Here is a 22,312-nt window from a genome sequence, read left to right as displayed (position 1 = left end):
CTCGGTCACCCGGCAATGATGTGCGCATACGTCCACACGTCCGCCGGCAGGTCGTTGTGCAGCCGCCAGGTTATGGCCATCGGCTTGCTTCCCCGGTGATCCACATACGTTGCCGGGCCCAGGAGCATCCAGGGCTGGGACTTGCCGATGTCGGTGTCCTTGTAGCGGCGCATGAAGAGCAGGACGTGGCTGCCCTGCTCGGCGTGGTTGCGGTAGCGCCGCCCGGTCGGGGACTCGGCCGATGTGGTGCTCTGGGACTCCCAGTGGAAGAGAGAGGGGCTCTGGGCGAAGTCCTTGTAGCGCACGGTCGGGGAGAAGTCCTTCTCGTTCTTCTCCAAGGTGATCAGCAGTGCGTCGGTCTTGAGCGCGTCCACCCACGCCACACCCTGCGCGAACGAGCCCGGCATCTGACCGCCCAGCTGGGCGACACCGAGCGCGGCCAGGATCTCCGACCGGTTGTACGCGCTGTGGATCTTCAACGGGAGCCCGTGGTGCGGCGATTCCATCGCCAGCGGGAGGTGGTCCGTGCGCTCATGGACGTGAGCCAGCACCTGGCGGAGTTCGCTCCGTAGCGCGTGCTGCTCTCGGAGCGAGTCGAGGCCCTCCTGGTAGCTGGAGAACCCGCCTGCTGTGTCCCACAGGTTGAAGAACAGCATGCGGGCGTAGCCCTGCTGCTTGGCGTTGAGATCGGCGTACGCAGGGGCGTCGTCCTCCAGCAGCCGGGTGTACGCCTCGACCCGCTCGCGGTCATCGGCGTGCAGGAACGCGTGGACACGCTTGAGGAGCTGGTCCTCGCCGGGTGGCGCCTCGTCCGGGATGAGCTTGGCGTAACGCAGAATGCGCGTCCAGGAGTTGGAGCCCTTGTAGAGCTCCTTGATCTCCCGGCGGCTCTCGGTGAGGTACTCGGAGAGGCCCAGCTCGGCGTACGCCTTCACCTCGGAGGCCAGTGTCCGTATGCCTGCCTTCAGTTGGGTGCGGACGTTGTCCAGGACGAGGTCCTTGGCCACCCCCTCCAGGACGATCTGGCAGCCGGAAGGGAGCTGCGGGAAGCCGCGCTCCAGGTTGTCGACCAGCCGGTTGCGGGAGAGGTTCGTCAGAGCACGGAACTGCTCCTCGAAGCGGAACTCAGCGCGGTGCTCACCGATGAAGTCGAGCACGGTCAGGACCGGCTTGTCCGGGGTGCGGCGCAGACCGCGCCCCAGCTGCTGGAGGAAGACCGTGGCGCTGTTCGTGGGCCGTAGAAGCAGCAAGGTGTCGACATCGGGAATGTCGAGTCCTTCATTGAACAGGTCGACCGAGAAGATCACTTGGAGTCTGCCGTCGCGCAGGGCCTCCAGGGTTGCGTCGCGCTCTGCCGGAAACGAGTCGCTGTCGAGGGCGCGGGCCTTGAAGCCTGCTTGGCTGAAGAATTCGGCCATGAAGTGCGCATGGGCCTTCGTCACGCAGAATCCGAGCGCGCGCATGGAGCCCGGCTGGGAGATCTTCTGCTGTATGGCCTTCACGACCAGTCGTGCGCGGGCGTGGTTGCCGGTGTAGACGCTGCCGAGCTCACCGACGTCGTATGAGCCTTTCTGCCAGGTCAGTGCCTTCAGATCGGTACCGTCGGGGATGCCGAAATAGTGGAACGGGCACAGCAGGTCGTTGTCCAGCGCCTCCCACAGGCGCATTTCGGCGGCGATGCGGCCGTCGAAGAACTCGTCCTGGACGTTGAATCCGTCCATCCGCTCCGGGGTGGCCGTCAGGCCCAGTAGCTCTGGCGCCTGGTCCTCCTCCTCGGGCTGGAAGTGAGAGATCACCTGCCGGTAGGTGTTCGCCGTGGCGTGGTGGAACTCGTCGATGACGATGACGTCGAAGTGGTCCGGAGCCAGCAGCGCCAAGCGTTGCTCAGTGAGTGACTGCACGCTGGCGAAGACATGCTTCCAGGTGCGCGGCTCTTCGCCGTTGTAGAGAAACTCTCCGAACGAGGCGTCGTCCAGGACCTCGCGATAGGTGCGCCGCGCCTGTCTGAGGATCTCCTTGCGATGGGCCACGAACAGGAGCCGCAGATCCTTGCCCCGGTTCTGGAGCAGATCCCGGTAGTCCAGCGCGGCCATCACGGTCTTGCCGGTGCCGGTCGCCGCCACCAGCAGATTGCGGCGACGGCCATGGACCTCACGCTCGACGTTGAGGCGCTCCAGCATGTCGCGCTGGTGGGGAAAGGCACGCACTTCGAGCCCGGAAAGGCTGATCTTCGACTCGGCCGAGGTGCGGGTGCCGCCTGCAAGCCCCAGGGCCTCGTCCAAGCGCTCCGCGTGGGTGTCCGGGTCGTACTGCTCGAACGCGCTGTCACTCCAGTACGCGTCGAAGGTCGACTCGAACTTGTCGAGAACGGTGGGCGTGGCCACGGAGGAGAGCCTGACATTCCACTCCAGGCCGTCGAGAAGCGCAGCTCGGGAGAGGTTGGAGCTGCCGACGTACGCGGTGTCGTATCCCGTGTTACGCCGGAACAGCCACGCTTTGGCGTGCAGTCGGGTGGACCGGATCTCATAGTTGACGCGTACCTCCGCGCCGAATTCCCGCACCAGCCGGTCCAGGGCGTGCCGATCGGTGGCGCCCATGTACGTGGTGGTGATGACCCGGATGGGGACGCCCCGCTTCTTCGCGGCGCGCAGCGAGTCTTCCAGTACGCGAAGGCCGTACCACTTCACGAAGGCGCAGAGCAGATCGATGCGGTCGGCGGTGGCCAGCTCCGCCCGCAGCTCGCTGCCCAGACTGGGATCGTCAGGGGCGTTGGTGATCAGGGCCGCTTCGGAGAGCGGGGTGAGTGGACGCATGGCGTACACCCCCGGCGCTTCCTGCTCGGCGAGGGCCAGTAGCTGCCGGGGGCCGTCGACGATGAGGTTCGTTGAATCCCCGTTCGCCGAGGACGTCTCCGGGTCCTCGGCGAACGCCGCCATGATGCGATTGGCCGCGGCTACCTGTTTGTCCTGTGGAAGCTGACGCAGCTGGCGCTGCACGGCCGCAGCGACATGCCGGGCGAGTACGTGGGGTGAGGACTCGGGGCTTACCTCGGCCTCGACCACCTTCCACCCGCTGGCGCCCAGGCTGTCGATCCGGTCCTGTACCTGCTGCGTGATGAGTTCCTCGTACACGCCGGTGATCGGTTGAGTGAAATCCCCCGAATCCGCCACGGCCTCTCCCTGGGTCGCTGGGTTTTTGATTCCGCTGCGACTCAGTTCTAACAAAGGCCACTGACAGCGCAGACGGCGGCCGTCACATTGCCCCGTGGCACTCCCCATAACCCCGACCAGACCCGCACCAACACCCCTCCCCCCGCCGAGGCGGCCAAGCCACAGCCCGCCCCCGGGCTGCCAGGGTCGTGGCGTACTGGGGGAGGAGGTCCGCGTTGGACGGGGACGAGGACTCGGATGCTGCGAAGGCCTCGTAGGACGGGACCGTGCCTGTCACGATTCCCAGGTTTGCCGTGCCCGTTGCCGACAGTTCGCGCAGCGACGCCTCGATGTCCAGGAGGTGGGCCGCGTGGGTGGGGTATTCCGTGGCCAGGGACGGGTAGGCCGCCAGGAGTTCGTCCAGTTCCGCGGACGGCCAGTGCAGGACCGCTACCGGGAACGGGCGGGAGAGGGCCGCTCGGTACGTGCCCAACTCGGTGCGCAGGCGTGCCAGTTCCGCCTTCAGTTCCGCCGGGTCGTCCGAGCCCAGGGACCACAGGCGCTTGGGGTCGTGGAGTTCGTCCAGGGTGATTTCGGCGCGGTGGAGGCGGTCCGCCAGGGAGTCCCAGGCGTCGTGGTCGAGGGCGAGTAGGCGGCGTACGCGGTGGCGGGCCGTCAGCAAGGACTGGGTGGGGTACGGGATGTCCGCCGTGGGGTCGTCGGCGGGGAGCAGGAGCGTGAGCGCCGTCGTCAGGGTCGCGTGCGCCGCGTCGAGCTCGTCGTGCGTCTCCAGCGTCTCCGCCACGATCTCCCACGGGGCCGGGTCCCGGGGCGCCGAGCCGCGGATGCCCTCGATGATCGCCCGCGCCTCCGCCTCGTGACCGTACTCCCAGAGGTTCGCCGCCTTGAAGGCCTTGATCAGGGCCGGGTGCTCGGGCTCGGCGGCGAGGAGGCGGTCGTAGAGCGTCGTGGCGCGCTCGCGGTCGCCGGCCAGTTCCAAGTGGGCCGCCGCCTGGAGGAGGAGTGGCTCATGGTCCTCGGGGTACTGCGCTGCGGTGCGCAGCAGACGCTCGGCTTCGGCGGTGTGATCGGTGTGATCGGCAGGCGTGTCGGGGCGCATGAGGGACACCGTACTGCTGTGCGGGGCCCAAGCGGAGGGGTGTTCCGGCCCTGGTGAGTTGACGGGGCAGCCCTTATGGTGCGCGCGTGCGGATCCCGGTGGTGGTGCAGGGGCGCTCGCGCTGGCGGGCGGTTCTGGCGCGCGCCGGGCGGTCCGTACGGGCAGGGCGTGCATCGCTACCCGCGCGCCCCGTACGTGCGCGCCCCACCCTCCGTCCCCTCGGCCGCACCCTCTGGGCCGGTGCCGAAGCCGTCGTCACCCTCGGGCTCGTCCTCCTCCTGCTCGTCGCCCATCAGCTGTGGTGGACCAACCGCGAGGCCCGGCACGAGGCCCGGCAGACCGTACGGACGTTGGAGCGGGAGTGGGGGCGGGGAGGCCGGGTGGAGGAGCGTGGCTCCGGGGTGGGGTCCGCGCCCGTGGGTGCCGTCGGGCCCGCCACCCCGCCAGGCCCCGCCGAAAAGCCCGCCGCGCCCGCCCCCAACCCCCTCGCTGCCACCGACCGCGCCTACGCCGTCCTCCGCCTCCCCTCCCTCGGCGTCACCGCCCCCGTCGCCGAGGGGATCAGCAAGCACGGGGTGCTCGACAAGGGGTACGCGGGGCACTACGCCGGGACCGCGCAGCCCGGGCAGGCCGGGAACTTCGCGCTCGCCGGGCACCGCAACACCCATGGCGAGCCCTTCCGTTACATCAACCGGCTCCGGCCCGGGGACCGCCTCGTCGTCGAGACGCGGGACGCCGTTTTCACCTACGTGGTGGACAGGACGCTTCCCCAGACCTCCGCCCGGGACAGCGGGGTGATCGCGCCCGTGCCGCGCAGTGATGTCCGTACGAAGTACGGATACGGCGAGCGCGGCTACTACATCACCCTCACCACCTGCACCCCCGAGTTCACCTCCCGGTACCGGCTCGTCGTGTGGGGGAAGCTCGCCTCGATGCGGCCGCGTTAGCTCGATGCGGCCGCGTTGGTCCGTGCGGCCGCGCTGAGCCACGCGGCCAGCCTGACCGGCCCGGCCCCGTAGCCGCCGCCCCCGACCGGCGGTCCCGGTCCGATTGTCCGAGCCGTCGTGTATAACGTCAGAAGAGTCAGAAGCGGACACATGCTCGGGCGACACGTGCTCGGGTGGGTGCCCAGAGGCTTGGACGAGGGGGGAAGCATGACCGGCAGCCGCACGACGTCGCCGTGGTCGTCCTTCCGCCTGCCCTCCCGCCTCTCCGGACGCCTTTCCGGACGCCTCTCCTTCGGGCTGCTCCTCTTCCTCCTCGCCGAGCTGCTGCTCGTCAACGGCGGCACGCTCTCCGGCGCCGTCGCCCTGGCCGCCACCGCCGCGGCCGGCTCCGCCCTCGCCGTCTGCGCGCTGCTCGCCTCCCGCGCGGTGCCCAAGGTGCCGCGTACGCGCATACGCACCGCGATACGGGACCGCGAGCGGCGCACCGCCTTCCTGCCGCAGCGCGATCCCGACGCCTCCGGGCGGCCCAGGCCCCGAGCCCCCGGCCGCCTCGCCATGACGGTCGCGTAGGGCTGCACCTCTTTCTCACCGCCCTCCGCCGGGCCGTCACGCCGCTCTGTCCCGCGCGCGTACGCACCCATGCCCTGTCGCCCTGAGCGCAGCCGCGTCCGCACGCCCCCAGACGTGACTCCGGAGGCTTCCATGTCCGTACCCGATGTATTCGACGTATTCGCCGGCCTGGTCGAGCGCCTCGCCGACCTGGTCCAGCCGCTCTTCCACGGCTCCGCGGCCGCCGCCGCGATCGTGCTGTTCACGATGCTCGTACGGCTCGCCGTGCACCCCCTTTCCCGGCAGGCGGCCAAGGGCCAGCAGGCCCGCGCCAAGCTCCAGCCGCAGCTGGCCGAGCTGCGCAAGAAGCACCGCAAGGACCCCGAGCGGCTGCGCAAGGCGGTCGCCGAGCTGCACGCCGCGGAGAAGGTGTCGCCGTTCTCCGGGTGTCTGCCGAGCCTGTTCCAGCTGCCCGCGTTCTTCCTCCTCTACCAGCTGTTCTCGGACTCCGGCTTCGGCGGCGGACACACCACGCTGCTCGACCACACCCTGCTCTCCGCCCCGCTGCGCGGCCGCTGGGCGGACGCGCTCGGGCACGGCGGGCTCATAGGCGGGCAGGGGCTGGTCTACCTGGGCCTCTTCGTCTTCGTCGCCGGCGTCGCCACCTTCAATTACGGGCGTACGAAGCGGCAGCTCGCCACGCAGCCGCTGGTCCCGGCCGACCAGCAGGAGGGGGTGCCGGGTCTGGGCGCGATGACGAAGTTCATGCCGCTGATGTCGTTCGGCACGCTGATCACGGTCGCGGTGGTGCCGCTGGCGGCCGCGCTGTACGTGGTGACGAGCACCACGTGGTCGGCGCTGGAGCGGGCGTATCTGTACCGGGAGGCGGCTCAGGCCCCCGTGGCTACTGCCGCGGTGGGGGTCCCCCCTGCTCCTTAAGAGCTCGGGGGAAGTCCGATGTGTGAACTGGGTCTTGCCTAGTGGACGCCGACCTTGGAGGATCGAACGATCCTTCCGATGGCCGCGACCCATCGGCCGGGCCACGCTCGACCTAGGGAGACTGACCATGAAGCTGCTGCGCGTAGGCACGGCGGGCAACGAGCGCCCCGCGCTGCTCGCCGCCGACGGGACCCTGCGGGACCTGTCCGGCCTCGTGCCGGACATCGACGGCGACCTGCTCGCCGACGAGTTCGCCCTGGACCGGATACGGGCCGCGGCCGACACCGGTGTGCTGCCCGCGCTCGACGCGGCCGGGCAGCGCGTCGGCCCGCCGGTCGCCCGGATCGGCAAGGTCGTGTGCATCGGGCTGAACTACCACGACCACGCCGCCGAGACCGGGGCGGCGATCCCGGCCGAGCCCGTCGTCTTCTTCAAGGCGGCGGACACGGTCGTCGGCCCGAACGACACGGTCCTGGTGCCCCGCAGGTCGGTGAAGACCGACTGGGAGGTCGAGCTCGCGATCGTCATCGGGCGCACGGCCCGCTATGTGGCCGACGACGAGGACCCGCTGGCGTACGTCGCGGGGTACGCGGTGGCGCACGACGTGTCCGAGCGCGAGTTCCAGATCGAGCGCGGCGGCACCTGGGACAAGGGCAAGAACTGCGAGACGTTCAACCCGCTGGGCCCCTGGCTGGTCACCCGTGACGAGGTCCCGGACCCGCAGGCGCTGTCGCTGCGGCTGTGGGTGAACGGCGAGCTCAAGCAGAACGGCTCCACGGCCGACCAGATCTTCCCGGTCGCGGAGGTCGTCCGCTACGTGAGCCAGTTCATGACGCTCTACCCCGGCGACGTCATCAACACCGGCACCCCGGCGGGCGTCGCGATGGGACAGCCGGAGCCGAAGCCGTATCTGCGGGCGGGGGACGTGGTGGAGGTGGAGGTCGAGGGGCTGGGCCGGCAGCGGCAGGAGCTCAAGGACGCGTAGGCGACGCCCGGCGGGGGTGCGGGCAGCCGGGGGGAACCGGGGTCCGGGCCGCCGCCCCGGCCCCCGTACACCCCTACCCCTCCCGCCCCTTGAACGCCCGCAACCCCTCCACCACCAGCGCATGGTCCTCCACCTGCGGCAGGCCGGAGACCGTCACCGTGCCGATGACGCCCGTGCCCGTCACCCGCAGCGGGAACGAGCCGCCGTGGGCCGCGTAGGTGTCGGGGTCGAGGCGGGAGGAGGCCTCGAAGGTGGTGTTCTTGGCGCGGAAGCGGGCGCCGACCAGGTACGAGGCGGCCGCGTACCGCTCGGTGACGCGGCGCTTGCGGTCGACCCAGGCGTCGTTGTCCGGGGTCGAGCCCGGCAGGGCGCAGCGGAAGAGCTGCTGGGCGCCGCGGTGGATGTCGATCGTCACCGGGGCGCGGCGGGCCACCGCCAGCTCCCGCAGGAGCGTGCCGAGCGCCCACGCGTCCTCGTACGTGAAGCGCGCCAGCTCCAACTCGGCCTCCTGCGCCTCCAGTTCGGGCACGGTGAAAGACGCGGTGGAGGTCGTGGTGGAGGTCGCCGTGGAGGACGGGGGCGGGGTCGTCACAGCGCCACCTCCACCGTGACGCCCTCGCGCGCGGACCTGCGCGCCGCCTCCAGGACGTCGAGGGCCGCCGCGGCCTCGTGCGCGGTGACCGGCGGCTCGCCGCCCTCGCGCAGGGCGGCGGCGATCGCCGTGTAGTACGCGGGGTAGTCGCCCGGCAGGGTCGGGGTGGGGCGGCCGCCGCCGGTCAGCGGGGACTCCCCGGAGCCGACGCGGCCCCACATCCCCTCCGGCTCCAGGCCCCACGGCTCGCCGTCGCCCGGCCGCCTGCCCTCGCGCAGGGCGGACTCCTGGGGGTCGAGGCCGTACTTGACGTAGCCCGCGGCGGAGCCGAGCACCCGGAAGCGGGGGCCCAGTTGGGCCGTCGTCGCGCTCACGTACAGGTGCGAGCGCACGCCGCCCGCGTGGGTGATCGCGATGAAGGTGTCGTCGTCGGCCTGGGCGCCAGGGCGGCGTACGTCGGCCTCCGCGTACACCCGCAGCGCCGGGCCGAACAGGACCAGGGCCTGGTCGACGAGGTGGCTGCCCAGGTCGTACAGCAGGCCGCCGATCTCCGCCGGGTCGCCCGACTCGCGCCAGCCGCCCTTGGGCTGCGGGCGCCAGCGCTCGAAGCGGGACTCGAAGCGCTGGATCTCGCCGAGCTCGCCGGACGCCATGAGCGCGCGCAGGGTCAGGAAGTCGTTGTCCCAGCGGCGGTTCTGGAAGACCGAGAGCAGCAGGCCGCGCTCCTCGGCGAGGGCGGCGAGGCCGCGCGCCTCGGCGGCCGTGCCCGCGAGCGGCTTGTCGACGACGACCGGGATCCCGGCCTTGAGGGCGCCGGTGGCGATCGGCACATGCGTCTTGTTCGGGGAGGCGATCACGACGAGGTCGAGACCGGCGTCGAAGAGCTCGTCGGGGGAGGCGGCGAACCGCAGCCCGTCGCCGTGCTCGGCGCGGGCCTGCTCGCGGCGCTCGGGGCTGGACGTGACGACCGTGTCGAGGGTGAGCCCCTCGGTCGCGGCGATCAGCGGGGCGTGGAAGACGGATCCCGCCAGGCCGTAGCCCACGAGTCCGACGCGGAGGTCGGTTCCGGCGCGGAAGTCAGTGTCCGTACGAGCGTTCATGACCCCTACTTAAGCAACGCTGTTGCCAAAGTGCAAGCGCAGGAGAGAATGGGAGGGTGAACAGGAGTAACTCGGGAGCCAACCTGCCGGCCCTGCGCAGCCACAACGCCGCGCTGGTGCTCGATCTGCTGCGTACGGCCGGGGACGCCGGCATCAGCAGACTGGAGCTCGCCGAGCGGACCGGGCTCACCCCGCAGGCCGTCAGCAAGATCACCGCGCGGCTGCGGGCGGAGGGGACGGCGACCGAGGCGGGCCGCCGCGCCTCGACCGGCGGCAAGCCGCGCACGGTGCTCAAGCTGGTGCCGTCCGCCGTGCACGCCATAGGGCTGCACCTCGACCGCGACGAGCTCACCGCGGTCCTGGTCGACCTCGCGGGCACGCTCGTCGGCGTCCGTACCGTGCCGCTCGACCTCGGCGCGGGCCACGACACGGTGGTGGGGGCCGCCGCCGAGCAGGCCGAGGCGCTGATCGGGGGGCGCCCGATACTCGGCGTCGGCGTGGCCAGCCCCGGACCGCTCGACCACCACACCGGGGTGCTCCACCGGATCACCGGGTTCCCGCAGTGGAACGGCTTCCCGCTGCGCGACGCGCTCACCGCGCGCCTCGGCCTGCCGGTCGTCCTCGACAAGGACACCAACGCCGCGGCCCTGGGCCTTGCCCTGCGCGGCCCGGCGGACTCCTTCGCCTACCTCCACCTCGGTACGGGCCTGGGCGCGGGACTCGTCCTGGGCGGCACGCTGCTGCGCGGCTCGCGCACCGGCGCGGGCGAGTTCGGCCACCAGACGATCCTGCTCGGCGGCCCCGCCTGCGACTGCGGCGCACGCGGCTGCATCGAGGCGCTGTGCCTGTCGTCGGTGGCCCGCGGCGACATCGCGGCCGCCGCCCGCTTCCTGGGCGTCGGCGCCGCGAACCTCGTCGGCCTGCTTGACATCGACCGCGTACTGCTCGGCGGCCGTACGGTCATGGGCGCGCAGGACGGGTTCGTGCGGGGAGTCCGCGCGGTCCTGGAGGAGCGGGCCCGCCGGGGCGGCGACGCGCGGGCGGTCCCGGTGTCGGTGGCGCCGGGCGGGCCGCACGCGGTGGCGGAGGGGGCGGCTCGGCTGATCCTGGGGCCGGTGTTCGGGCATGGGGGCGTGGGCGCGGGCGCCTTGGGCGGCGAGCGGGGCTGAGGGGGCGTGCGGGGCTGGGGGGTGTGTGGTTGCCCGCCCGCCCGCCCGGCCGTCTCGGCTCGGCTCGGCTCGGCTCGGCGGTCCGGGGTGCCGGGCCGGCTGCCGGACCGCCATCAGTCGTACTTGCCGATATTGGGCTGATAGGGCGGACTTCGCCCGCCGGCACGGCGTGGCGGGGTGCGGTCGCACCGGGGCGGCGCGTCCGCGTGGCAGGGTCCCGGAGCACGTACGCCCGCGAGCAGCAGAGGTCCCTCATGCGACTGCGCAACGCCCTCGCCATCTCAGTGACCGCGGCCGCGGCGCTGACCGGGACGTCGGGTGCGGCGGCCGACGAGAGCGAGCCGCGCGGGCGGCAGGGGCACGCGGCGCTCTCCGTCGCCAACCAGCCCGTCTGCGGGGACCGGGTCGGTGCCGACTTCCCCGTGGACACGCGGATCCACGGCGGGCCGGCCGAGTACCGCCCCGGCGGGGGCGCGCAGCTCTGGTACGTCGACCTCACCAACACCACCGCGCACACCTGCCGCAACATCCACCCCGTGGTCGTGCTCGTCGACCGGGACCGGACGCTCAAGGACTCCCAGGCCAAGCTGGAGTTCTACGACGCGGTGGGCGGCGGCGGGCGCCCGCGCCCCGTTCCGTTCGAGCGGACCGACGCGGACGAGCACATCGGGGTGTTCGACGACGGCTTCCCCGGGTTCGTGATCGGCGCGGGGGAGACCGTCACCGTGAAGGTCCGGCTCGGGTTCACGGCCGACACCCGGCCGAACGAGGTCACGGCGAACGCGGCGGTCGTGCAGCGGCGGGGGGACGACGGGGAGTGGGTCGGGGAGTCCGGGGGCTACCGGTTCGGCATCGGCCCGGAGGCGCCGACCCCGCAGCTCGCGGGGCCGCCGGAGCTGGCGGACACGGGTCCTGGCTCGCCTCCGGCCCCGGCCGTCGTCGGCGCGTTGGTTCTCGGGGGCCTGGCGCTGCTCGTCGGGGCGCGGCGGTTGCGGCGGCGCTGAGGGGGCCGCGCCCATGGCCCTCGCCACGTGCAACGATCCCCCCCGTGGACTACCCGAACGACCAAGCCCCCGGTGCCCCCATTCGGTCCGGCATCCCGGAACACGGGCGTATTCCCAAGTATTACGCCGTGAAGGCCCAAGTGGCCGCGTTGATCGATGAGTTGGGGGAGGGTGGGCTGCTGCCCACCGAGCGAGATCTCGCCGAGCGGTACGAGGTCGCCCGTGAGACCGTGCGGCAGGCGCTGCGTGAGCTGCTGCTCGAAGGGCGGCTGCGGCGGCAGGGGCGCGGCACCGTCGTCGCCGGGCCCAAGCTGGAGCAGCCGCTCTCGCTCGCGAGCTATACGGAAGGCGTACGCAGGCAGGGGCGGCGGCCCGGACGTCATCTCATCTCGCTCGACCGGTTCCCCTGCCCGCCCGCGCTCGCCGCCGAGACCGGTCTTGAGCGTGGCGAGCCCGTCTGGCACATGGAGCGCGTGCTGCTCGCGGACGACGAGCGCATGGGGCTGGAGAGCACATACGTCGCCGTGGCCCGAGTGCCGCGCCTGGACAGCGAGTTCACCCCGGACTCCTCCTTCTACGCCTACCTCCACGACCGGCTCTGCATCGCCTTCGGGGACGCCGACGAGCGCATCGAGACCGTCCTCGCCACCCCGCGCGAGGCCCTGCTGATCGGCACCCCGCCCGCGCTCCCCATGCTGCTGATCCACCGCGTCTCGCGCGACACCGCCGGGCTGCCCCTGGAACGCGTACGCACCCTCTACCGGGGCGACCGGTTCTCCTTCACCACCCACCTCGGGAACAGAGGCGATTGAGGGGACATAGCCAGGCAGAACCGGCATCGTTTATAACGTAACGATAACGGGTCTAGCCCAAGTTTGAAGGGGCGTTCACCGTCCCGTCGCCGTCCCGACCCACTCGGTCCACCCGCCGCGAGGACTGTTCACGCCGTGAGAGTCATCGTCGTTGGAGCCGGCGTGGTGGGAACCATGCACGCCTGGCACGCAGTGGAACGCGGCCACGAGGTCGTACAGATCGAGCGCGAGAGCGAGGCGCGCGGGGCATCGCTCCGCAACTTCGGGCAGATATGGGTCAGTGGCCGGGCGGGCGGCGAGGAGTTGGACACGGCCCTGCGGGCCCGTGAGCTGTGGGAGGGCATCGGGGAGCGCGTGCCGGGGCTGGGCTTCCGGGCCTGCGGCTCGCTCACCCCGGTACGGAACGACCTCGAACTGGCCGTCGCCGAGGCCGCGTTGGCCCGCGAGGACGCGGCGGCCCGTGGCTACAAGCTGCTCACCGCCGACGAGGCGCGCGCCCTCAACCCCGCCCTGCGCGGCGACTTCGTCGCCGCACTGTGGTGCGAGCGGGATGCCGCGGTGGAACCCCGTACCGCCCAACTCGCCCTCAAGGACGAGCTGTTGAGGTCCGGGCGGTACACCTTCCTCGGGGGGCGTGAAGTCCGCGAGGTCATCGGGCAGAACGCGGTGCGCGACGACCACGGTGACGTGCACACCGGCGACGCCGTCGTCCTGTGCACGGGAGCGTGGCTCGGCGGCCTCGTCCGCGAGCTGGTGCCCGACCTGCCCGTACGCCGCGTACGTCTGCAGATGATGCAGACCGAGCCGCTCGGCGAGCCGCTCACCACGTCCGTCGCGGACGCCGACAGCTTCCGCTACTACCCGGCGTACGCGGGCGAGGCGCTCGACGCGCTCAACGCGGGCCAGGCGCAGGACCCGACGGCCGCCGCGCACAAGATGCAGCTGCTGATGGTCCAGCGCGCGGACGGCGGGCTGACCATCGGCGACACGCACGAGTACGAGCACCCCTTCGCCTTCGACGTCACCGAGGAGCCGTACGAGCACCTCACCCGCGTCGTCGAGTCCTTCCTCGGCCGCCCGCTGCCGAAGATCAGGCACCGCTGGGCCGGGGTGTACGCGCAGTGCACCGACACCTCCCGGGTGGTCCACCGCCAGCAGGTGCGCGACGGGGTGTGGCTGGTCACCGGGCCGGGCGGGCGCGGCATGACCTGCTCGCCCGCGATCGCCGAGCGCACGGCCAACGAGCTGGGCTGGTAAGGGAGTCGATGAAGATGAGCAACAGCAACAGCAACGCCAACACCACGTACAACCTGGTCGTGCTGGACATGGCGGGCACCACCGTCGCCGACGGCGGACTCGTCGAGCAGGCCTTCGCCGCCGCCGCGCGCAGCCTCGGCGAGGACCCCGCGACGATGGTCGACTACGTCCGCGCCACCATGGGCGAGTCCAAAATCTCCGTCTTCCGGCACCTGTTCGGCGACGAGAGCCGGGCGCGCCGGGCCAACACCGCCTTCGAGGAGGCGTACGGGGAACTCGTCGCGGGCGGCCGCGTCAGCGCGCTGCCCGGCGCCCGCGAAGCCATCGAGCGGCTGCGCTCCGAAGGCCGCACGGTCGTCCTGACCACCGGTTTCGCCCGCGTCACCCAGGACGCCATCCTCGGCGCGCTCGGCTGGCGCGACCTGGTCGGGCTCACCCTGTGCCCGGCCGACGCGGGCGGCCGGGGGCGCCCGTACCCGGACATGGTGCTCGCCGCGTTCCTGCGGACGGGGGCGGTGGACTCGGTGCGGCGGATCGCCCTGGCCGGGGACACCTCGTACGACATGCTCAGCGGGGTCCGGGCCGGGGCGGGGGTCGTCGCGGGGGTGCTGACCGGCGCCCACGGCAAGGACGCGCTGTACGAGGCGGGGGCCACCCATGTCCTCGGCTCGGTGGCGGAGCTGCCGGACGTGCTGGCGCGGGCGGAAGCGTCGTGACCGGCGGCATCCGCTTCGACGGGGTGAGCGTCGCGTACGGCGGGAACACCGTCCTCGACTCGCTGGACCTGACCGTCGAGCCCGGCGAGGTCATGGCGCTGCTCGGGCCGTCCGGCTCCGGCAAGACCACCGCGCTGCGGGCCGTCGCCGGGTTCGTGCGGCCCGCCTCCGGGCGGGTGTTCATCGGCGGCCGGGACGTCACGGCGCTGCCGCCGCACCGGCGCGGGATCGGGATGGTCGTCCAGCAGTACGCCCTCTTCCCGCACATGCGGGTCGCCGACAACGTCGCCTTCGGGCTCAAGGCGCAGAAGCTCGTCGCCAAGGGCGAGATCGCCGGGCGGGTCGCCCAGGCGCTGGAGATGACGGGGATGGCGGCGTACGCGCGGCGCTATCCGCGCGAGCTGTCCGGCGGGCAGCAGCAACGCGTCGCGATCGCGCGGGCGCTGGCGATACGGCCGGGAGTACTGCTCCTGGACGAGCCCCTGTCGGCGCTCGACGCCCAGCTGCGCTCCGGCATGCTGACCGAACTCGCCAGGCTGCACCGCGAGTTGCCGGACGTCTCCATCCTCTACGTCACGCACGACCAGGTCGAGGCGCTGACCCTGGCGGACCGGATCGCGGTGATGGACCGGGCGCGGCTGCGGGACTGCGGCACGCCGCAGGACCTGTACCGGCGCCCGCGTACGGAGTTCACGGCGTCCTTCGTCGGCAACGCCAACCTGCTGCCCGTGCAGGTCGGTTCGGGTTACGTGTCGTTCGGCGGCACGGCGCTGACGGTGGCCACGGACGCGGTCGCGGTGGGCGCGGCGGCCACGCTGTGCGTACGCCCGCACCTCGTCGGGCTCGGGGACGGCCCGAACGCCCTGCGTGGGCGGATCGCGGAGGTCCAGTGGCGGGGCTCGACGCACCGGCTGTACGTGGATGTGGACGGCCACCGCATCAAGGCCGACCTGCGCGAGCTCAAGGCGACCCCGGCACTCGGTGACGAGGTCACGCTGCACTTCGCGGCGGAGGACGCGGTGCTGCTGGGGGCAGGGGTCGGGGATGGCTGAGCTGCGAACCCCCTCAGGGGCGCGGGACGGTGACACCTGCGGCTCCGCCGCGCGGGCGCGACCAGCCACGGACGGTCCGCAGTCGAAGGACCGCCATGTCGGCGCGGCGACCGGCCGCGAGGCCGGGTCCCGGCGGGCGGTGCCGCCCTTGGCGTGGGCACTCCCCCCCGTCCTCGCCCTCGGGCTCGTCTTCCTCTATCCCCTCGGGCTCGTCGTCAAGCAGTCGTTCACCCCGGACGGGGGTGACGGGCTCTCGCTCGCGCCCTACCGGGACGTGTTCGCCTCCGCCGCGTTCCGGGACGCGCTCACGACCACGGTGTGGCTCGCGGCGGGGGCCACGGCCGGGTGTCTGGTGCTGGGGTTCGTGCTCGCGCTGGTCATCGCGTTCGTACCGTTCCCCGGCGGAAAGGCCGTCGCCCGGTTCATCGACGTGTTCCTCTCCTTCCCGTCCTTCCTCATCACGCTCGCGCTGCTCTTCCTCTACGGCACCGTCGGCATGGCCAACGGGCTGTGGACGGACGTCACCGGCGCGCACACGGGGCCGTTCCAGTTCCTCACCACCCCCTGGGGCGTACTCCTCGCGGAGATCACGTACTTCACGCCCTTCGTGATGCGCCCGCTGCTCGCCGCGTTCTCGCAGCTCGACACCGCACAGCTGGAGGTCGCCTCCTCGCTGGGCGCCCGGCCCGCCAGGATCGTGCGGCAGGTCGTACTGCCCGAGGCGCTGCCCGCGCTCGCGGCCGGCGGCTCGCTCGTCCTCGTGATGTGCCTCAACGAATTCGGCATCGTGCTCTTCACCGGCGCGAAAGGGGTCACCACCCTCCCCATGCTCGTCTACAGCAAGGCGATCCTGGAGTCCGACTACCCGGCCGCCTGCGTCGTCGCCGTCGTCAACATCGCGATCTCCGTGGGCCTGTACGGCCTCTACCGGGTGGTGAGCCGACGTGTTGGTGCATAGCCGTGGCGGCCGCTGGGCCACCTGGATCGTGTTCTTCGCCCTCTTCCTGCCCCTGTTCGCCCTGCCGCTCCTCGTCGTGGTCGCCGCCTCGTTCGCGACCAACTGGTCCGGCGCCTTCCCGTCCGGCTTCACCACCGGCCACTACGACGCCGCCACCACCGGCGACTCCCTCCAGGCCCTCACCACCAGCCTGGTCACCGCGCTCACCGCCAGCGTGCTCGCCCTCACCGTCGGGGCCTGGGCGGCCCTCGCCGCCGCCTCGCTGAAGAAGCGCGGCAAGCAGGCGATGGACGCCCTGTTCGTGCTGCCCGTCGCCGTCCCCTCGGTGGTCGTCGGCCTCGCGGTCCTCGTCGCGTTCTCCAAGCCGCCGTTCCTGCTCAACGGGACGCGCTGGATCGTGATCCTCGCGCACACCGTTCTTGTCACGGCGTTCGCCTACCAGTCGGTTTCGGCCGCCATCCTGAGGCTCGACCCGATGTACGAGCAGGCCGCCGCCAGCCTCGGCGCCCGGCCCTCGTACGTGCTGTGGCGCGTGCGGCTGCCGCTGCTACTGCCGTCGCTCAACGCGGCCGCGGGGCTCTGCTTCGCCCTGTCCATGGGCGAGTTGAGCGCCACGATGATGCTCTATCCGCCGGACTGGACACCCCTGCCGGTGCAGATCTTCGCCGCCACCGACCGCGGCTCGCTCTTCACCGGCGCGGCCGTCGCCGTGGTCCTCATGGGCACGACCCTGCTCGTACTGCTCGCGGTCTCCCGTATCCGTACCAAAGCCAGTTTCAGATAACCGGCAGACAGAAACCAGGAGTTCGAAACGTCATGCGCAGAAGCCTCCTCACCCCGCTCGCCGCCGTCACGGGCAGCCTCGCCCTCGCCGCGACCCTCTCCGCCTGCGGCGGCTCCTCCTCCGCCGACTCCAAGTCCGACGAGAAGGTCGTCACGGTCTACAGCGCCGACGGCCTGAAGGGCGAGAAGGGCGACGGCTGGTACGACAAGGTCTTCAAGGACTTCGAGGCGAAGACCGGCATCAAGGTCAAGTACGTCGAGGGCGGCTCGGGCGAGATGGTGCAGCGCGCCGTCCGCGAGAAGTCCAACACCCAGGCCGACGTGCTGGTCACGCTGCCGCCGTTCATCCAGCAGGCCGACACCAAGGGCCTGCTCCAGCCCTACACCCCGGCCGGCGCCGACAAGGTGCCGGACGCGCAGAAGAACTCCAAGGGCAAGTGGACGGCCGTCGTCAACAACTACTTCGGGTTCATCTACAACAAGAAGGAGCTCCCGCAGGCCCCCAGGACCTGGGAGGAGCTGCTCGACTCCAAGTACAAGAACAAGCTCCAGTACTCCACCCCGGGCGTCGCGGGCGACGGCACCGCCGTCGTCATCAAGGCGATGCACGACTTCGGCGGCAAGGAGGCCGCCATGGAGTACCTGAAGAAGCTCCAGGCCAACAACGTCGGCCCGTCCGCCTCCACCGGCAAGCTCGCCCCCAAGGTGGACAAGGGTGAACTCCGCGTTGCCAACGGCGATGTACAGATGAACTACGCCCAGGCCAAGAGCATGCCCAACCTCGGCATCTGGTTCCCGGCGACCGGCCCCGGCAAGCCCACCACCTTCGCGCTGCCGTACGCCGCCGGTCTCGTCGACAAGGCCCCGCACACCACCAACGGCAAGAAGCTGCTCGACTTCATGCTCACCGAGCAGGCCCAGCGGGAAGCCAGCGCCATCGGCGGCGGCTTCGCGGCCCGTACGGACGTGAAGGCCACCGACCCCAACGCGACGGCCCTCGCCCAGCTGCTCCAGGGCGTCGAGATCTTCGAGCCGAACTGGCTCGACATCAGCACGAACTTGCCGTCGTACGTGGACGCTTGGAAGTCCGCGACCGGTAGCTGAGCGATCCGCTGGAAATTGCGGTGATTCGTCTGCGGGCCGGCTGTGGCTGGTCGTGCCCGCGCGGCGGAGCCGCACATGTGACAGCCCCGCGCCCCTATGGGGCGCGGTCCCCGACGCCCCTGCACCGCCAGGGGCGTCGTCCTGCCCGCGCCCGCCCTCTTCGTCCCCGGAGGACCACGTGACCCCGTCAGGAATCTCCCGCCGCTCACTGCTCGCCGGCGCCGCCGCCCTCGCGGCCGCCGCGGGCCCCCTCGCCTCCGTCGCCCGGGCCGCGGCCCGCACCCCCAAGGTGCTGGTGATCGGCCTGGACGGCACGCTGCTCAACCGCGTCAAGGACGCCGACGCGCCCCGCCTCAAGTCCCTGATGGCGAACGGCCTCACGGCCGCGAGCTCGCTCTACGCCAACCCCTTCGCGCCCACCATGTCCGGCCCCGGCTGGTCCACGATCATCACCGGTGTCTGGCCGGACAAGCACAACGTCAAGGACAACGCCTTCACCGGGCAGCGCTTCGCCCAGTACCCGGACTTCCTCACCCGTATCGAGACGGCGAAGCCCTCGCTGTCCACGTACGCGGTCTCCTCCTGGGCGCCGATCACCGACACGATCTTCTCCTCGAAGGTCGACACCCGGGTCTCGACGCCCGGCGCCGAGTACGACACGGGCACCACCGCCCGGGCCGTGGCGCAGCTCGGGAACACCGCCGGCCCGGACGCGGTCTTCGTCCAGCTCGACAACGTCGACCACGCCGGGCACACGTACGGGGCCGCCAGCCAGCAGTACCTGGACGCGATCCACGGCGTGGACACCCAGGTCGGGCAGCTGGTGGACGCCGTCGCCTCCCGGGCCTCCCACGCCGACGAGGACTGGCTGGTGCTGGTGACCGCCGACCACGGCCACACCGACCCGGGCGGCCACGGCGGCTCCACCTGGCAGGAGCGCCAGACGTTCCTGATCGCCACCGGCGGGACCACCACGCCCGGTTCGGTCCGGTACGACGTCCGTATGCCCGACGTAGCCGCCTCCGCGCTCGCCCACCTCGGCGTCGCCATCGACCCGGCGTGGGGGCTCGACGGACGCCCGATCTCGCAGCCCTCCCCGGACGACTTCGACGCGCTGCGCCCGCAGCTGAAGACGCCGGTCGACGAGAGCGGCATCGGCGCGGGCGTCGTCGGCTTCACCCACACCCCGCCCGCCGGGTGGTCCGTCGACAACTCCCGCATGGGCACCGGCGGGGTCACCGAGTGGCGCGGCTGGTCGTTCACCACCGACGAGTTCTGGACCAAGGCCCAGCGCGACCAGCAGCGCGAGTCCAACGTCCGGGCCCGGAACGTCTTCGCGGTGGCCGACGGCGACGAGTGGACCGACAAGTCCTTCACCGGCACCTTCGACTCCACCCTGATCAGCCCCGCCTGGCCGGTGCGCGGCGGCGCCCCGGCGACGCTCTCGTACGTGACGCACTACCTCCAGGAGAGTCCGCAGAAGGGCGAGGTGCTGGTCTCCTACGACGGGGCGGCGCCGGTGACGGTGAAGACGTACGCCTCGGACACCGTCGCCAAGGCGGAGTCGCTCACCCTGAACGTGCCCGCCGGGGCCACCACCGCCCAGGTGCGCTTCCGCTACACCGGAGGCAACAACTGGTACTGGGTGATCGACCAGGTCAAGATCTCGGCTTCCTGATTAGGCTGGGCGGTGTCGGCACGCACAACGCGGTGCACCCGGCACCGTCCAGTTCTTCGTCCAGCGCACACCGCAGGAGAGTCCGCCCCATGGCAGAGCGCAAGCCGATCGAATCCTGGCTCACCGACATGGACGGGGTCCTCATCCACGAGGGCACGCCGATCCCGGGTGCGGACGCCTTCCTCACGGGACTGAAGGAGTCGGGCAAGCCCTTCCTGGTCCTCACCAACAACTCCATCTACACCCCCCGCGACCTCCAGGCCCGCCTGGCCCGGATGGGCCTGCACGTGCCGGTCGAGAACATCTGGACGTCGGCGCTCGCCACCGCCAAGTTCCTGGACGACCAGCGGCCCGGCGGCACGGCGTACGTGATCGGGGAGGCGGGGCTCACCACCGCGCTGCACGACATCGGGTACGTCCTGACCGACCACGAGCCGGACTACGTGGTCCTGGGCGAGACCCGTACGTACAGCTTCGAGGCGCTCACCAAGGCGATCCGGCTGATCAACGGCGGGGCGCGGTTCATCTGCACCAACCCGGACGAGACCGGTCCCTCCACCGAGGGCCCGCTGCCCGCGACCGGCGCGGTCGCCGCGCTGATCACCAAGGCGACCGGCAAGAAGCCGTACTTCGCGGGCAAGCCCAACCCGCTGATGATGCGGACCGGGCTGAACGCGATCGGCGCGCACTCGGAGACCAGTGCCATGATCGGCGACCGGATGGACACGGATGTCCTCGCGGGGCTTGAGGCGGGGATGCAGACGTTTCTGGTGCTGACCGGACTGACCCGGCCCGAGGACGTCGAGAACTTCCCGTTCCGGCCGTCCAAGACCGTCGACTCGATCGCCGACTTGGTGAAGCTGATCTAGTCTCTGCGGGCCGTGGGTGGCTGGTCGCGCAGTTCCCCGCGCCCCTGTCCGGGCGGCACCATTCGGACCTGCTCGGGATGCGGGAGAGCCTGCGCGGCGTGAATCTTCCTTACAGGAGGTTCACGATGCGCTTTCGACAGGTCACGCTCTGTGCGGCCGTGGCGGCCGCCACCGCTCTGATGCCGGTGGCGGCCGCCACCGCGGAGTCCGAGCCGCACGGCTCACTGACGGTGACGCCGTCCACGACCGCCCCGGGCGGTGAGGTGGACCTGCGGGTCAGCGTGTGCGGCGGCCGGCAGGCCGTCGGGACCTCGGAGGCCTTCGTCTCGCAGGCGCAGTTCGCGCCGGCGGCGGACGGGGGCCTCTTCGCGCAGGCCCGTATCCGCTCGGACGCCCAGGCGCGCAGCTATGACATCTGGGTGAACTGCAAGGACAGCTCCGGCCAGGCCTCCGGCCGCGTCACGGTCGTCCACGGCGGCTCCGGCCACCACGACGGCAACCAGCACCCCAACGAGCACCCCGACCACCGCGCCACCCCGCACGCCCCCGTCCACGCGGGCGGCGGCGGCGCCGCGCAGCTCGCGGACCGGCAGGCCACCGAGCAGGGCCCGGGCACCCGGCACGCGGTGATCGGCCTGGCCCTGGCGGCCGTGGCGGCGGTCGCGGTGGCGGGCCGCAGCGCGCGGCGCCGGCGCCGGAGCGACTGAGCCGGCCGGGCCGATGTCCTCCGAGCACACGTCCGGCACCGGGCGGCTGCTGACCGGGGTGGCGTGGGCGGTCCTGCTGCTCGGCCTGTGGCTGTGGGGCCGCGAGGCCACCGACGGCCCCGGCGGCAGCTCGGCGCCCACCACGGGTGACGTGGCGGCCGTGGGGCGCCCGCTGGGCGTACCCCTGCCGCCCGCGCACGACCCCGTGAAGGCGGCGCCGCCGCAGCGTGTCGAGATCCCTTCCATAGGCGTGACCGCGCCCGTCGTGCCGCGTGGCCTCGACACCTCGGGTGCGGTCGATCCGCCGCCGTACGACCGGCCGGGCACGGTCGGCTGGTTCGGCGCGGGGGCCCAGCCCGGCGGGCCGGGCACGGCGCTGCTCGTCGGCCACGTCGACACCGAGAGCAAGCCCGCCGTCTTCTACGGCCTGAGCGCCACCCGCCCCGGCGAGAAGGTGCGGGTGACCAGGACCGACGGGTCGGTCGCCGAGTTCACCATCGACGACGTCCAGGTCTTCGGGCGGGACCGGTTCGACGCGCACAAGGTGTACGGGCCGCGCGAGGCGGGGCGCGCGGAGCTGCGGCTGATCACCTGCGGGGGCACCTACGACCGCAAGGCGCGCACGTACACGGCGAACGTGGTGGTGTCGGCCTACCTGACGGACGTACGGCCCGCGGCGGCGGCCAGGTCCTGAGCGCACGGCGGCACGCCCTCCGTACCTGGCCCGGCCGACGACCCGCTCCCCCCGGAGCCGCCGGCCGGGCTGGTCCTCGACCGCGGGCGCACGGGCTGCGGGAGGAGCCCGGCACCTGCGCGGGAGGT

At 71.8% G+C, this 22,312-nt stretch carries 21 protein-coding genes; 17 read left to right on the top strand and 4 right to left on the bottom strand.

The window, feature by feature from the left end:
* Positions 1–5: 5 nt before the first annotated feature.
* Positions 6–3,170, bottom strand: a complete 3,165-nt coding sequence (locus OG965_RS17030; protein WP_371652929.1) for a DUF3427 domain-containing protein — start codon at positions 3,168–3,170, stop codon at positions 6–8.
* A gap of 82 nt (positions 3,171–3,252) precedes the next feature.
* Complete coding sequence (locus OG965_RS17025; RefSeq protein ID WP_371652928.1) at positions 3,253–4,269, bottom strand: SEC-C metal-binding domain-containing protein; 1,017 nt, start codon at positions 4,267–4,269, stop codon at positions 3,253–3,255.
* A gap of 86 nt (positions 4,270–4,355) precedes the next feature.
* Between OG965_RS17025 and OG965_RS17020 the strand changes: the two genes are divergently transcribed.
* The 4 genes from OG965_RS17020 to OG965_RS17005 all read left to right on the top strand — a co-directional run bounded on the left by OG965_RS17020 (position 4,356) and on the right by OG965_RS17005 (position 7,689).
* Entirely contained in the window at positions 4,356–5,216 is an 861-nt protein-coding gene (locus tag OG965_RS17020; RefSeq protein ID WP_371652927.1) for a class E sortase, read from the top strand.
* Between the two features lie 207 nt (positions 5,217–5,423).
* Complete coding sequence (locus OG965_RS17015; RefSeq protein WP_371652926.1) at positions 5,424–5,786, top strand: DUF6412 domain-containing protein; 363 nt, start codon at positions 5,424–5,426, stop codon at positions 5,784–5,786.
* A gap of 132 nt (positions 5,787–5,918) precedes the next feature.
* A complete protein-coding gene (locus OG965_RS17010; protein ID WP_371652925.1) occupies positions 5,919–6,704 on the top strand; it encodes a YidC/Oxa1 family membrane protein insertase in 786 nt (261 codons plus the stop codon).
* Positions 6,705–6,831: 127 nt separating this feature from the next.
* Entirely contained in the window at positions 6,832–7,689 is an 858-nt protein-coding gene (locus OG965_RS17005) for a fumarylacetoacetate hydrolase family protein (RefSeq protein WP_371652924.1), read from the top strand.
* 73 nt (positions 7,690–7,762) lie between these two features.
* Here the strand turns inward: OG965_RS17005 and OG965_RS17000 are convergent, their stop codons facing one another.
* A complete protein-coding gene (locus OG965_RS17000) occupies positions 7,763–8,281 on the bottom strand; it encodes a heme-degrading domain-containing protein (protein WP_371652923.1) in 519 nt (172 codons plus the stop codon).
* Positions 8,278–9,381, bottom strand: coding sequence for a Gfo/Idh/MocA family oxidoreductase (locus OG965_RS16995; RefSeq protein ID WP_371652922.1), 1,104 nt, complete (start codon positions 9,379–9,381; stop codon positions 8,278–8,280). Before OG965_RS16995 ends, OG965_RS17000 begins: the two co-directional genes overlap by 4 nt.
* Before the next feature lie 56 nt (positions 9,382–9,437).
* Between OG965_RS16995 and OG965_RS16990 the strand changes: the two genes are divergently transcribed.
* The 13 genes from OG965_RS16990 (at position 9,438) to OG965_RS16930 (ending at position 22,184) form a co-directional block, all read left to right on the top strand.
* Positions 9,438–10,550 (top strand): ROK family transcriptional regulator, encoded by a 1,113-nt coding sequence (locus OG965_RS16990; RefSeq protein WP_371652921.1) that lies wholly within the window; start codon positions 9,438–9,440, stop codon positions 10,548–10,550.
* A gap of 254 nt (positions 10,551–10,804) precedes the next feature.
* Positions 10,805–11,554 carry a hypothetical protein gene (locus OG965_RS16985; RefSeq protein WP_371652920.1) on the top strand — a complete coding sequence of 250 codons (750 nt, stop codon included), beginning with the start codon at positions 10,805–10,807 and terminating at the stop codon, positions 11,552–11,554.
* A gap of 44 nt (positions 11,555–11,598) precedes the next feature.
* A complete protein-coding gene (locus OG965_RS16980) occupies positions 11,599–12,366 on the top strand; it encodes a GntR family transcriptional regulator (protein ID WP_371652919.1) in 768 nt (255 codons plus the stop codon).
* Between the two features lie 135 nt (positions 12,367–12,501).
* The gene (locus OG965_RS16975) at positions 12,502–13,623 is read left to right on the top strand and encodes a TIGR03364 family FAD-dependent oxidoreductase (protein ID WP_371652918.1); all 1,122 of its coding nucleotides are present in this window, start codon (positions 12,502–12,504) and stop codon (positions 13,621–13,623) included.
* 14 nt (positions 13,624–13,637) lie between these two features.
* On the top strand, positions 13,638–14,339 hold the full coding sequence (locus OG965_RS16970) for a phosphonatase-like hydrolase (RefSeq protein WP_371652917.1): 702 nt from the start codon (positions 13,638–13,640) through the stop codon (positions 14,337–14,339).
* The gene (locus tag OG965_RS16965; protein ID WP_371652916.1) at positions 14,336–15,391 is read left to right on the top strand and encodes an ABC transporter ATP-binding protein; all 1,056 of its coding nucleotides are present in this window, start codon (positions 14,336–14,338) and stop codon (positions 15,389–15,391) included. Before OG965_RS16970 ends, OG965_RS16965 begins: the two co-directional genes overlap by 4 nt.
* A complete protein-coding gene (locus OG965_RS16960; RefSeq protein WP_371652915.1) occupies positions 15,384–16,349 on the top strand; it encodes a 2-aminoethylphosphonate ABC transporter permease subunit in 966 nt (321 codons plus the stop codon). Before OG965_RS16965 ends, OG965_RS16960 begins: the two co-directional genes overlap by 8 nt.
* A complete protein-coding gene (locus tag OG965_RS16955; RefSeq protein ID WP_371652914.1) occupies positions 16,336–17,133 on the top strand; it encodes an ABC transporter permease in 798 nt (265 codons plus the stop codon). Before OG965_RS16960 ends, OG965_RS16955 begins: the two co-directional genes overlap by 14 nt.
* A 32-nt stretch (positions 17,134–17,165) precedes the next feature.
* On the top strand, positions 17,166–18,236 hold the full coding sequence (locus OG965_RS16950) for a 2-aminoethylphosphonate ABC transporter substrate-binding protein (protein ID WP_371652913.1): 1,071 nt from the start codon (positions 17,166–17,168) through the stop codon (positions 18,234–18,236).
* 178 nt (positions 18,237–18,414) lie between these two features.
* Entirely contained in the window at positions 18,415–19,914 is a 1,500-nt protein-coding gene (locus OG965_RS16945) for an alkaline phosphatase family protein (RefSeq protein ID WP_371652912.1), read from the top strand.
* A gap of 89 nt (positions 19,915–20,003) precedes the next feature.
* On the top strand, positions 20,004–20,783 hold the full coding sequence (locus tag OG965_RS16940) for an HAD-IIA family hydrolase (protein WP_101388451.1): 780 nt from the start codon (positions 20,004–20,006) through the stop codon (positions 20,781–20,783).
* A 125-nt stretch (positions 20,784–20,908) separates the two neighbouring features.
* Positions 20,909–21,490: a hypothetical protein gene (locus OG965_RS16935; RefSeq protein ID WP_371652911.1), complete on the top strand. Its 582-nt coding sequence runs from the start codon at positions 20,909–20,911 to the stop codon at positions 21,488–21,490.
* 13 nt (positions 21,491–21,503) lie between these two features.
* Positions 21,504–22,184 carry a class F sortase gene (locus OG965_RS16930; RefSeq protein WP_371652910.1) on the top strand — a complete coding sequence of 227 codons (681 nt, stop codon included), beginning with the start codon at positions 21,504–21,506 and terminating at the stop codon, positions 22,182–22,184.
* The last annotated feature ends 128 nt before the right edge of the window (positions 22,185–22,312 follow it).

Source organism: Streptomyces sp. NBC_00224, from assembly GCF_041435195.1.
Classification (GTDB): Bacteria; Actinomycetota; Actinomycetes; order Streptomycetales; family Streptomycetaceae; genus Streptomyces.
Note: the sequence above shows the minus strand (reverse complement) of the source record. Positions and strands in the feature narration are given on the sequence as shown.

Excerpts from the sequence above, each read along its gene's own strand:
- OG965_RS17025 (WP_371652928.1), bottom strand. The coding sequence starts at position 4,269 with ATGCGCCCCGACACGCCTGCCGATCACACCGATCACACCGCCGAAGCC.
- OG965_RS17015 (WP_371652926.1), top strand. The coding sequence starts at position 5,424 with ATGACCGGCAGCCGCACGACGTCGCCGTGGTCGTCCTTCCGCCTGCCC.
- OG965_RS17010 (WP_371652925.1), top strand. The coding sequence starts at position 5,919 with ATGTCCGTACCCGATGTATTCGACGTATTCGCCGGCCTGGTCGAGCGC.
- OG965_RS17005 (WP_371652924.1), top strand. The coding sequence starts at position 6,832 with ATGAAGCTGCTGCGCGTAGGCACGGCGGGCAACGAGCGCCCCGCGCTG.
- OG965_RS16995 (WP_371652922.1), bottom strand. The coding sequence starts at position 9,381 with ATGAACGCTCGTACGGACACTGACTTCCGCGCCGGAACCGACCTCCGC.
- OG965_RS16985 (WP_371652920.1), top strand. The coding sequence starts at position 10,805 with ATGCGACTGCGCAACGCCCTCGCCATCTCAGTGACCGCGGCCGCGGCG.
- OG965_RS16970 (WP_371652917.1), top strand. The coding sequence starts at position 13,638 with ATGAGCAACAGCAACAGCAACGCCAACACCACGTACAACCTGGTCGTG.
- OG965_RS16960 (WP_371652915.1), top strand. The coding sequence starts at position 15,384 with ATGGCTGAGCTGCGAACCCCCTCAGGGGCGCGGGACGGTGACACCTGC.
- OG965_RS16950 (WP_371652913.1), top strand. The coding sequence starts at position 17,166 with ATGCGCAGAAGCCTCCTCACCCCGCTCGCCGCCGTCACGGGCAGCCTC.
- OG965_RS16940 (WP_101388451.1), top strand. The coding sequence starts at position 20,004 with ATGGCAGAGCGCAAGCCGATCGAATCCTGGCTCACCGACATGGACGGG.
- OG965_RS16935 (WP_371652911.1), top strand. The coding sequence starts at position 20,909 with ATGCGCTTTCGACAGGTCACGCTCTGTGCGGCCGTGGCGGCCGCCACC.
- OG965_RS16930 (WP_371652910.1), top strand. The coding sequence starts at position 21,504 with ATGTCCTCCGAGCACACGTCCGGCACCGGGCGGCTGCTGACCGGGGTG.